Raw genomic sequence first — 11197 nt, 5'->3', positions numbered from 1 at the left:
GCCAGGCGGCCGTGATGCTGGTGCCCGGGGCGAAGATGTCCACCGTCGCGCCCCAGTTGGAGTAGCTGGCGCGGGAGTCGTTGCTCTGGGTGGCGCCCACCGTGATGGCCTCGGAGACCCGGGCCGGCGAGTAGTTGGCAGCGTTCGCGTTGCTGTTGCCCGCCGCGATCGCGTAGGTCACCCCGGCCGCGATGGAGTTGCGGACGGCCTGGTCGAGGGTGGTGTCGGCGCCGCCGCCGAGGCTGACGTTGGCGACGGAGGGTCCGGAGGCGTTGCCGGTGACCCAGTCGATGCCGCCGACGACGGAGGCGGTGGTGCCGCTGCCGGCGTCGTTGAGGACCTTGACGGCGACGATGTCGGCGTTCTTGGCGACGCCGTAGGCGGTGCCGGCGGCGGTGGAGGCGACGTGGGTGCCGTGGCCGTTGCCGTCGTTGGCGGTGCCGCCCCAGTAGTCGTAGCCGAAGCTGGCGCGTCCGCCGAAGTCCTGGTGGGTGGTGCGGATGCCGGTGTCGATGACGTAGACGGTGGTGCCCGCGCCGGCGGAGTCGGGGTAGGTGTAGGACTGGTCGAGGGGGAGGGCGGGCTGGTCGATGCGGTCCAGACCCCAGGAGGGCGGGTTGGTCTGGGTGGCGTCGATGGTGAAGACCTGGTTCTGGACGACTTCCTTGACGGCGGGGTCGGCGGCCAGGGCGAGGGCTTCGGTCTCGGTGGCGGCGATCTCGTAGCCGTTGAGGGCGTGTTCGTAGGTGGTGACGATTTCGGCGTCGTACTTGTCGGCGAGGTTCTCGGCCGCGGCGGAGGCGGCGGAGAACGTGGAGTCCTCGAGTATGACGATGTAGCTGTCGTCGATCGTGCCGGGGGCGTCGGCGCCTGTGATGAAGCCCTGGGGCTGGTCCGCGGTGGTGGCGTGCGCGGGCAGGGCGACGGCCACACCGACGGCCAGGACTGCGGCGGTGGCAAGAACTGTCTTGCGCATCACTGCCATCTGAGGGGTCCTCCTCATAGAGGTGCTGCTGCTGTGGGGGTGAAGCTGCCCGCGTCCGTCAGCGGGCCGGTGCCCGGTGCCCGGTGAACAGGTCGGCCGGGACGGCCTCGGCCAGCAGCCGGTAGCCCTCCGGGTTGAGGTGCAGCCAGTCGCCGTCGTGCAGTGCGGGATGCAGGCGGGTCGGGTCGTCCGGATCGCGGACCACCCGGTCGAAGTCCAGGACGGCGTCGAAGTCACCGCCGGTGCGGATCCACGAGTTGACGGCCTGCCGGGCCGCCTCCCGGTGCCCGGCCGGGTCGTCGTACAGGGCGTGGCCCGCGAACGGCAGCAGCGTGGCGCCGTACACCGGGATGTCGTGGGCGTGCGCCCGGACGATGATCTGCTCGTAGGCGGCGATGAGTTCGGCCGCCAGCGCTTGCTGGTCGGCCGCCGTCGCGGGCGCGTTGCCGATGTCGTTGATGCCCTCGAACACGATCAGCCAGCCGACGCCGGTGTGCGCCAGGATGTCGCGGTCGAAGCGCGCCAGCGCGTTGGGGCCGAGACCGTCCTGAAGGATGCGGTTGCCGCCCGCCGCCTGGTTGAGGACGGCGACCGCGCCGGTGTCCGGCTGCTCCTGGAGCCGGTCGAAGAGCCGGTCGGGCCAGCGGTCATTGCCGTTGATGGTGGAGCCGCGGCCGTCGCTGAGCGAATCGCCGAGGACGGCGAGCGCGGCGGTGCCGGCCGGCGCCGTCACCTCGATGCCGCTCAGCAGGTACCAGCGGGTGGCCGGGGTGGCTCCCGGCAGTTCGGCGGCCGTCGTGTGGTCGCCCTTCAGCAGGTAGGAGGTGGTCCGTGAGCCCGGGTGCCCGGTGAGGGCGAGCGAGGACTGGCCCTGGGCCAGATAGGTGGTGACCGTGACGTTGCTGCCGGCGGGCAGTTCCAGCTCCAGCGGATCGGAGACGATCTGCGCGCCGACCGGGACGGTCACCGAGGTACGCCCGTTGAAGGTCACCGGGAGCAGTGTCTCGGGCCGGATGGCGGCCACCCCGGCCCGGCCGTCCAGCGGCAGGGCGACGGTCACGGCGGTGAGCGGCAGCGGGGTGTCGCCGAAGGCGTTGGAGAACCGCAGCCGCAGCCGGTCCCCGCCGGTCGTCACCCGGGCGGTCTGCCGCAGCGTGGTGTCCACCAGGACGGCGTCGTCCCCGGTGAACGGCGGGGGCGGCATGTTGTGCGGCTCGGTGAGCTGCGGCATCGCCGTCCAGCTGTGCACCCAGCGGTGTTCGGCGCCGGGACGTCCGGCGGCGGTCGGATCGGCCTCGGCCGAGGCGACCACGGAGGAGGCCAGCAGGACGGTCAGGGCCAGCAGACCGACGGTGAGCAGCAGGCCGAGCGGGCCGCCGCGTACCGTTCTTCTCAGCAGGGACATGGACGGATCGCCCTTCTCGACAGCCGTGACGGACCGTGCCCCGGTGCCCCCTGAGCGGACCCCGCGCGGGCATCGTGACATGAACACGACTGTCATGGCAACGGCGCCCCCGGGGCGGGACAGGGCACTGCGCCACCCGCGGATGACGCCCCGTCAGAAGAATGTCACTGCCCGGCCGTTACATCCGTCATCCGCACCGATGACGGACGGCAGTCGCCGCGGCCCCCCGCCGCCGGAAGCATGGAAGCCACCCACCCGCCACCACCGGTCACCGCCCCGGTGACCATGAGGAGGACCATGCGCATCCGTGCCCGTACCCGCCGCCTGACAGCGTTCGGCGCGACGCTGCTGATGGTGGGGGCGCTCGGCGCCTGCTCGTCGGAGAGCTCCGACGAGCCGCCCACCAGCACCCCTGACGCACCGTCGGACGACCTGCGGCGCTTCTACGAGCAGGAACTGGCCTTCGAGCCGTGCGAGCCCTACGCCACCACCGCGGCGGATGCCGAACTGTTCGCGGACGAGCGGTTCGAATGCGCCCGCCTGGAGACACCGCTGGACTACACCGACCCGGACGGTGCCACCGCCTCGATCGCCCTGCTGCGGCTGCCCGCCCGGGGCGAACCCATCGGCTCCCTGCTGACCAACCCGGGCGGCCCCGGATTCCCCGGCATGAACTTCGCCGCCCTGATCGGCATGCTGGGACCGGACAGCCCGGTCACGGAACGGTTCGACCTGATCGGCTTCGACCCGCGCGGCACCGGCGCCTCCCGGCCCGCCCTGGACTGCTACAGCGACGCCGAACGCGAGTCCGGTGTCATATCCGAACCGCACGTCCTGGGCGGCTGGACGGCCGAGGACTCCCGGCGCTGGACGGACCAGTGCGCCGAGCGGTCCGGCGGCGAGCAGGTGCTCGCCCACGTCGGCACCCGCGACGCCGCGCGCGACATAGACGTGCTGCGCGCCGTACTCGGCGACGACGGGCTGAGCTACCTCGGCACCAGCTACGGCTCCCGGCTGGGCGCCGTCTACGCCGAGATGTTCCCCGAGAACGTCAGGGCGCTCGTGCTGGACGGACCGATGGACCCCTACGCCGGCACCGCGGAGCGGCGCGCACAGCAGTTCACCGGCCTCCAGCGGTCGTTCGACCTGATGGGCGCCGCCTGCACCGCCCAGCCGGACTGCCCGCTGGGCACCGACCCCGAGGCGGTGACCGAACGCTTCCAGGAGATCGTCCGGCCGTTGCTGGACGAACCCGTCCCGGCCGGGGACGGGCGGGAACTCACCTACGCACGCGCGATCGACGGAGTCGTCGCCGGACTGTACGCCCAGACCGGCTGGCCGCTGATCATCGAGGGCATCCGCGAGGTGCGTGAGGGACGCGGCGAGACGCTGCTGGCGCTCCAGGACGGCTACTACCAGCGCGAGGCGGACGGCAGCTACAGCAACACCATCGAAGCCACCCAGGCCATCAACTGCCTCGACGAGGAGCGGCTGACCTCCGAGGAGGAAACGGCGCTCATCCACGACGCGCTGGCCGCCGCCCCGTTCGCCGACCCGGGACGGCCCATCGCCGAGAGCAGCAACATGTGCGAGTTCTGGCCCGCCGAACCGACCCTCGGCTACCCGTACGGCACCGGCATCGAAGGGCTTCCCGCCACGCTGACCGTCGCGGTCACCGGCGACGGGCTCACCCCGTACGAGGGCGGCGTCCGGCTGGCCGAGGCCCTGGGCGGCAGCCTGCTCACCGTGGAGGGCGAACAGCACGGAATCGCGCTGATCGGCGGCAACGCGTGCGTCGACGACATCGTCGCCGACTACCTCACCAACCTCACCCTGCCGCCGGACGACGCCCGGTGCACCATCGAGTGAGCCGCGCGCCGGCCCGGGCGCGGCACTGCGCCGCCCCGGCGCCGGCGACCGGACGCGGCACGGGCGCGCAGCGGACGGCCGGACACGGCGCGAGGTTCCCCACGCAGCCGCTACCCGCCCGGCGCACCGCGCACCCGGCCCCGGCAGCGCGGGACATTGAGCCCCGGCGGGCGGATGCGGCAAGGTGAACGCCACCCGTCCGCCCGCCGCAGCCGCCGTACCGGCACTCTCAGGGAGCAGCCGTGCCCCACACCTCCGCCGCCACCGTCGCCGTGCTGGGCTCGGCCAACATGGACCTGGTCGCCTACGTACCCGTCGCCCCCGCGCGCGGCGAGACCGTCACCGGCCGGGACTTCCGCACCGGACCCGGCGGCAAGGGCACCAACCAGGCCATCGCGGCGGCCCTGGCCGGCGGCCGGGTGACCATGATCGGTGCGGTCGGCGACGACGACTTCGGCCCCCGGCTGCGCGCGGCGCTCACCGAACGCGGCGTGGACACCACCGGTCTGCGCACCGTCCCCGGTCCCAGCGGCACCGCGCACATCGTGGTCGACGACGAGGGCGGCAACTCCATCGTCGTCGTCCCCGGCGCCAACGCGGCGGTCACCGACCTCGCCCCGGGCGACGCGGCGCGCATCGCCGCCGCCGGGACCCTGCTGCTCCAGCTCGAACTCCCGCCGGCCGCAGTCCTGGCCGGTGCGCGGGCGGCCAGGGCGCACGGCGTCCGCACCGTCCTCACCCCGGCCCCGGTGGTCCCGCTGCCCGACGCCCTGCTCGACTGCGTCGACCTGCTGGTCCCCAACGAACACGAGGCGGCGGCGCTCACCGGACACCGCGATCCCCACCGCGCGGGCCGGGCGCTCCTGGAACGGGTCCCCGAGGTGGTGATCACCCTCGGCGCCTCGGGCAGCATCCACTTCGCCCGGGGCGCCGAGCCGGTCACCGTACCCGCGCCCCGGGTCCGCGCCGTGGACACCACGGCCGCCGGCGACACCTTCGTCGGCGCGCTGGCCGTCGCCCGCGCCGAGGGCCGGCCGATGCCGGCCGCCCTGGCCTGGGCCACGGCCGCCGCCGGTCTGTCGGTGCGCCGCGCCGGCGCCTCGTCCGCCATGCCCACCCGCGCCGAGATCGACGCCGCGGCCGGCTGACCGCCACGTGGCGGGTCACCGCGCCGTGTCGCCGTCCGTCCCGGAGCCGATCCGCACCCGCCGGAAGGCGCCCTCGGAGAGAAAACCCGCCAGGGCCTCCCCCTCCCGCGCCACCTCCTCGCGCTCGTCCGCCGACAGCCGGCGCAGCGGCGCGACCCGCACCGTCTCCTCCCCGACCGTCCAGGTCGCCGCGACCCGCCCGTCCACCAGGACCACCCGCGCGCCCGCCACCGACAGCCCGCGGTGGGCGTCGTCCACGATCCGCCCCCGGTCCTGGTAGCCCAGCAGCGCGTTGTCGAACGCGGGCAGGAACCGCACCGGCGCGGGCGTCGCCGGGTCGGGGCGCGGCGCCCCCGGAAGATCGAACAATTCACGGCCCCGCTCGTCCCGGAAGACCACCAGTTCCTCGCGCAGCGCCGCCACCGCCGCCGGCAGCCCCGCCACCCCCGACCACGCCCGCAGATCGGCCGTCGCGGCCGGGCCGAACGCCGCCAGATAGCGCCGGACCAGCGCCCGGCCCACCGGATCGTCGCCGTCCGGCGCCGGCGGATCGACCGCACGGCCCAGCCACACCGACAGCGGCAGATAACGCGCCCCGCCCCGCGCCCGCCACACCCCGCGCGGCGGCAGCTGCGCCATCGGGATCAGCGCCGCCACCAGCATCTCGCCCAGCGCCCGGGCCGAGGGCGCCGCCCCGGGACCCGGCCACCGCGCCGCCACCGCCCGCGCCAGCTCGCCCATCGAACGCGGCTCCCCGTCGGCCAGCACCGCCCGGCCCGCGGCGGCCAGCTCCACCGGGTCCACCCCCGCCAGCTCGGCCCGGTAGACACCGAGCACCCGCTGCCGCAGCATCGCGTCGTGCCGCGTACGCCAGGCCAGCACATCGTCCGACGCCAGCAGATGGACCGTACGGCGCATCAGATGCGTCCGCACCACCCGGCGTTCCACCAGCAGCTCCGAGAGCACGCCGGGATCGAAGGACCGCAGCCGCGACCACAGCCCGGTGAACGGCTCCTGCGGTTCCTGCGCCTGGAGGCCGCCCAGGTGCGCGACGGCGTCCAGCACCGGCAGTCGCGCCCGCTCCAGCAGCAACTGCCGGGCGAGCGTGGCGCGGTTGAGCGCCCGGGTGTCGAGAACGGTGGTCATCGGGGGAGCTGTCCTTCCGGGTCCGTGCACACGAGGGGAGTGCCCCGGGGGACGGCCGGATCGCCGGCCGCCCCCCGGGGCGGGAGAGCCGATGCGATCAGCTCGCCGTCCGCCCGTCCAGCGACTCGCGCAGCAGATCACCGTGCCCGGCGTGCTGGGCGGTCTCACTGATCAGATGCAGCAGGACCCCGCGCACGCTGCGGCGGGCACCCGGCGGGTTCCAGGGAGCCGCCGGCAGCGGGTGCGCCGCCGACAGATCCGGCACCGAGGCGATGATCTCCTCGGTGCGCCCGGCGACCCGCTCGTAGGCGGCGAGCACCCCGGCCAGCGTCTCACCCGGCAGCATCCGGAAGCCCTCGCCGTGCTCGATCGCCCACTGCGGGATCTCCCGCGCCGTCCCGGCCGCCATGTCGGCCCAGGTGACGCCGTCGGGCAGGTCGTAGCGCATCGCCGAGGGCCCCTCGGTGACAAAGCGCAGCCAGCTCTCCTCCATCGCCGCGACATGCTTCACCAGCCCGCCGGGGCACAGGGCGCTGACGGTCGGACGGGTGCCGGCCTGCTCGTCGCTGAGCCCCTCCACCGTCGCGGTCAGGGCCGACCGCGCGGTGGCCAGCGCGGTGAGCAGGGCGGTGCGCTCCTCGTCCAGGGGAGAGCGGTGGGAGGTGGCTTCGGTGGTGGCCGAGGCGGTCATGGTGATGTGATCCTTCGGGTGATCGGTGGGTTCGATGCTGATCGGGCGGCCGGGGGACGCTCGGTCCCCGGCACGGTCCCCACCGTTTCAGCGGTAGCGGACAGGGAGTGTCCGCTACCGGCCGCACAGTCGAGTCATGCCGACGACATCCGCCCGACTGCTCGCCCTGCTCTCCCTGCTCCAGGCCCGCCGGGACTGGCCCGGTGACCTGCTCGCCCGCCGGCTGGAGGTCAGCTCGCGCACGGTGCGCCGGGACATCGACCGGCTGCGCGAACTCGGCTACCCCATCGCGGCGTTCAAGGGGCCGGACGGCGGTTACCGGCTGGAGGCGGGCGCCGAGCTGCCCCCGCTGCTGTTCGACGACGAGCAGGCCGTCGCCCTCGCCGTCGCGCTGCGGATCGCCGCCACCGCCACCGGGGCGGGCATCGAGGAGGCGGCGGCCCGGGCGCTGACCACCGTGCGGCAGGTGATGCCCGCCCGGCTGCGGCGCCGGATCGACACCCTGGGCATCACCGCCGTCGACGGGCCGGCGCACCGGCCCGGCAGCCCGGTGGACCCGGCGGTGCTCACCGCGCTCGGCGCCGCCGTCCACGCCCGGGAGATCCTGCGCTTCGACCACGCCGCGCCGCCCGGCGCCGGAGCCGGGGACGCGCCCGTACCCGCTTCCGGCCCGGTGCCGCCGCGCCGGGTGGAGCCGCACCATCTGGTGGCCCGCGCCGGGCGCTGGTACCTGGTGGCCTGGGACCTTGACCGTACGGACTGGCGGATCTTCCGCGCCGACCGCATCAGCCCGCGGACCCCGACCGGGCCCCGGTTCGCCCCGCGCGAGCTGCCGGGTGGCTCGGTCGCCGCCTTTGTGACCGGGCGGTTCCGGGGCGGCGACGGCACCGGGGACTGGCCGTGCCGGGGCGAGGTGATCCTCGGGCTGCCCGCGGCCGAGGTGGCCCCGTACGCGGGGGACGGGATCGTCGAGGAGGCCGGGCCGCACCGGTGCCGGCTGGTGCTCGGCTCCTGGTCGTGGACGGGGCTCGCCGCCGCCTTCGCCCGCTTCGACGCCGCCATCGACGTGGTCGGCCCGCCCGAACTGGCCGCGGCCTTCGCCCGGTTGGCACAACGCTGCGCCGATGCCGCGCGGACCGGTGACGGACCGGCGGGTCGCGGCTAACCTACCGCGATTGGGAGCGCTCCCAGCGCGCGCCCGCGCCATTCTCTCCCCCCACGAGCCGCCGCTGCCCGCCCGGGCAGCGACCGAAGGGAAGGCCACCCATGGTGAGAAGCCGATCGTCCTGGCTGTCCGCCGCCCTCCTCGCCCTGGCCGTACTGCTCGGCCTCGCCGGCCCGGCACCCGCCGCCACCCCGCCGCCCCCGACCGGGGCCACCGGGGCCTCGGCGGCGGAGACCGTGGCCGCCATGCAGCCCGGCTGGAACCTGGGCAACACCCTGGACGCCACCGGCCCCGACGAGACGTCCTGGGGCAACCCCGGGTGACCCGGGCGCAGCTGAGCGCCATCCGGGACCAGGGCTTCCGCAGCGTCCGCATCCCGGTGACCTGGAGCCAGCACCAGGGGCCGGCGCCCGATCACACCATCGACCCGGCCCAGCTGGCCCGGGTCACCGAAGTGGCGGGCTGGGCCCTGGAGGAGGGCCTGTACGTCATGGTGAATGTGCACCACGACTCCTGGCAGTGGATCATGGAGATGCCCAGCCGGCCCGACGCGGTGCTGGAGCGGTTCACCGCCACCTACGAGCAGATCGCCGCGGCCTTCCGGGACGCGCCGCCGGAGCTGCTGCTGGAGAGTGTGAACGAACCCTTCTTCGAGGGGTCGTCCGGCGACGCGGAGAACGCCGAGCTGCTGCACCGGCTGAACGCCGCGTTCGTCTCCGTGGTGCGGGACTCCGGCGGCATCAACGCCACCCGCCCGCTGGTGCTGTCCACGCTGCACGCCTCCTCCGAGCAGGAGCGGCTGGACGAACTGGCGGCCTCGCTCGCGATCATCGACGACCCGGCCCTGGTGGCCACGGTGCACTTCTACGGCTACTGGCCGTTCAGTGTGAACGTCGCGGGGCACACCCGCTTCGACGAGGTGGTCCGGCAGGATCTGACCGACACCTTCGACCGGGTGCACGACACGTTCACCGCGCGCGGGGTGCCGGTGATCGTGGGGGAGTACGGGCTGCTGGGCTTCGACCGCAGCACCGAGACGGTACAACAGGGCGAGAAGCTCAAGTTCTTCGAGTTCCTGGGCCGTTACGCCCGGCAGAAGCAGCTGACCACGATGCTGTGGGACAACGGCCAGCACTTCGACCGCAGCGCCGAGCGCTGGCGGGACCCGGCGCTGTTCCGGCAGCTGAGCACCAGCTGGACGGTCGACTCCGCCACCGGTTCCACCGATCAGGTGTTCGTCCCGGCGGCCGGTGCCGCGGCCGACGCCACCGTCGTGCTCGATCTCGCCGGCACGGAGGTGACGGCGGTGCGGCACGGAGCGGACAACCTGCTGCCGGGCGATGACTACGTCCTGTCCGGGGACCGGCTCACCCTCACCGCGGACACCCTCGCCCGGCTGACCGACGGCCGGCCGCACGGCGTGGCGGCGGTGCTGTCGGTGGAGTTCGCGCGGGGCGCCCCGTGGGACGTGCACATCATCCGGTACGAGACGCCGCTGCTCTCGGACGCCACCGGTACCACCGCCGGCTTCGACGTCCCGGCCGCCTTCCGGGGGGACCGGCTGGCCACCATGGAGGCGGTGTACGCGGACGGCGGCAACGCCGGCCCGCACGACTGGACCTCGTTCAAGGAGTTCGGGGCCGCCTTCTCGCCCGACTACAGCGGGGAGCGGATCACGCTGACCCCGGAGTTCTTCGACGCGACCAGGGACGGATCCACGGTGCGGCTGACGTTCCACTTCTGGAGCGGGGACACCCAGGAGTACACCCTGACCCGGTCCGGCAGCACCGTGACCGGTACCGCCGGGGGCTGATGCGCGCGTGGTGTCCGCCGGGCCCGGGTGGCCCGGCGGACACCATCGCCGTAGGCGGGTATCAGGCGTTGGCGTTGAGGACGGGCAGATAGCCGCTCTGGTGACCGCGGCTGGTGGGGTGGTACGACTCCCACAGCGGCAGGGTGAGCGAGTGCAGCCAGTCGTCCCCGGAGCACAGTTCGTGGGTGTGGAAGGTGGGCCGCACGTCGCCGAAGCGGAAGCCGTGGGCCGTGGCGCGCGAGGAGATGACCGAGTTGAGGACGTCGGCCGTGGTGTTGATGGCCGCGCGCTTGGTGTTGCTCAGCCCCAGGCAGTACCAGGGGTTGGAGGCCAGGTACATCCGCGGGTAGCCGAGCACGACGACCCGGGCGTTCGGGGCGCGGTCGCGGATGGCGCTGTAGACCGCGTCGAGGCGGGCGGGGAGGGTGTTGTTGATGTAGTCGGTCGCGGTGGCCAGCCGGGCCAGGCAGGTGCTGTCGGAGCCGGTGACGCAGGTGGTCATGGCGTCCGCGAAGCCCGCGTCGTTGCCGCCGATGGTGAGGGACACCAGGCCGGTGGACGCGTTCAGGGCGCCCAGCTGGTTGTTGATGACATCCGTGGTGACCGCGCCCGAGCACGCGGCGAAGGTGAAGGAGGAGGGGTCGTTGGCCGCCGCCCAGCGGGCCGGGTAGGCGTTGTTGCTGCGGTGGCAGTCACCGCTGGAGTCGATGTAGCTCCCGGCGCCGTTGCCGGAGGAGTAGGAATCCCCCAGGGCCACGTACGCGGGACCGGCCGCCTGGGCCGGGCCGATGCCCAGCAGCCCGAGCAGCAGGGTGAGAACGAGAACGGACGCGGCCGACAGGGATCTGGTCAGTCTCACAGGGCCTCCAACAAGCAGGTGTGCTGCCGCACTTGTAGCAAGCTACGCGCGTTGAAGGAAGTGTTCATGCCAAATTCGGAGCGAAGTCCCGGCGAACGGAGGGAACGGCGTGCGCC

Annotated in this window: 10 protein-coding genes; 5 read left to right on the top strand and 5 right to left on the bottom strand. The window is 73.9% G+C overall.

What is annotated here, in order from left to right; translation table 11 throughout:
* Together BM385_RS22675 and BM385_RS22670 are read right to left on the bottom strand one after the other, a co-directional pair.
* A partial coding sequence (locus tag BM385_RS22675) for a S8 family peptidase (RefSeq protein WP_254791708.1) occupies positions 1–985 on the bottom strand: 985 nt, incomplete at its 3' end.
* 58 nt (positions 986–1043) lie between these two features.
* Positions 1044–2390 (bottom strand): SGNH/GDSL hydrolase family protein, encoded by a 1347-nt coding sequence (locus BM385_RS22670; protein WP_019432727.1) that lies wholly within the window; start codon positions 2388–2390, stop codon positions 1044–1046.
* 297 nt (positions 2391–2687) lie between these two features.
* On the opposite strand from BM385_RS22670, the gene BM385_RS22665 reads away from it, so the two are divergent.
* On the top strand, positions 2688–4259 hold the full coding sequence (locus BM385_RS22665; RefSeq protein ID WP_093844213.1) for an alpha/beta hydrolase: 1572 nt from the start codon (positions 2688–2690) through the stop codon (positions 4257–4259).
* Positions 4260–4549: 290 nt separating this feature from the next.
* The gene (locus tag BM385_RS22660; RefSeq protein ID WP_051131068.1) at positions 4550–5407 is read left to right on the top strand and encodes a ribokinase; all 858 of its coding nucleotides are present in this window, start codon (positions 4550–4552) and stop codon (positions 5405–5407) included.
* A gap of 15 nt (positions 5408–5422) precedes the next feature.
* On the opposite strand, the gene BM385_RS22655 is transcribed toward BM385_RS22660, so the two are convergent.
* The gene (locus BM385_RS22655) at positions 5423–6553 is read right to left on the bottom strand and encodes a winged helix DNA-binding domain-containing protein (protein ID WP_093844212.1); all 1131 of its coding nucleotides are present in this window, start codon (positions 6551–6553) and stop codon (positions 5423–5425) included.
* A 97-nt stretch (positions 6554–6650) separates the two neighbouring features.
* Complete coding sequence (locus BM385_RS22650; protein ID WP_093844211.1) at positions 6651–7244, bottom strand: DinB family protein; 594 nt, start codon at positions 7242–7244, stop codon at positions 6651–6653.
* Between the two features lie 136 nt (positions 7245–7380).
* Between BM385_RS22650 and BM385_RS22645 the strand changes: the two genes are divergently transcribed.
* From BM385_RS22645 to BM385_RS22640, 3 genes are all read left to right on the top strand, one after another.
* Positions 7381–8409, top strand: a complete 1029-nt coding sequence (locus tag BM385_RS22645; RefSeq protein ID WP_019432721.1) for a helix-turn-helix transcriptional regulator — start codon at positions 7381–7383, stop codon at positions 8407–8409.
* 101 nt (positions 8410–8510) lie between these two features.
* Positions 8511–8732, top strand: a complete 222-nt coding sequence (locus BM385_RS28040) for a hypothetical protein (RefSeq protein WP_237751248.1) — start codon at positions 8511–8513, stop codon at positions 8730–8732.
* On the top strand, positions 8729–10222 hold the full coding sequence (locus tag BM385_RS22640; protein WP_246338085.1) for a cellulase family glycosylhydrolase: 1494 nt from the start codon (positions 8729–8731) through the stop codon (positions 10220–10222). The genes BM385_RS28040 and BM385_RS22640 overlap by 4 nt, the downstream gene beginning before the upstream one ends.
* 61 nt (positions 10223–10283) lie before the next feature.
* Here the strand turns inward: BM385_RS22640 and BM385_RS22635 are convergent, their stop codons facing one another.
* A complete protein-coding gene (locus BM385_RS22635; protein WP_019432720.1) occupies positions 10284–11081 on the bottom strand; it encodes an SGNH/GDSL hydrolase family protein in 798 nt (265 codons plus the stop codon).
* Between the last annotated feature and the right edge of the window lie 116 nt (positions 11082–11197).

This window comes from Streptomyces harbinensis (assembly GCF_900116145.1).
GTDB classification, from domain to species: Bacteria; Actinomycetota; Actinomycetes; order Streptomycetales; family Streptomycetaceae; genus Streptomyces; species Streptomyces carpaticus.
This window is presented reverse-complemented; position numbering and strand designations above follow the sequence as displayed.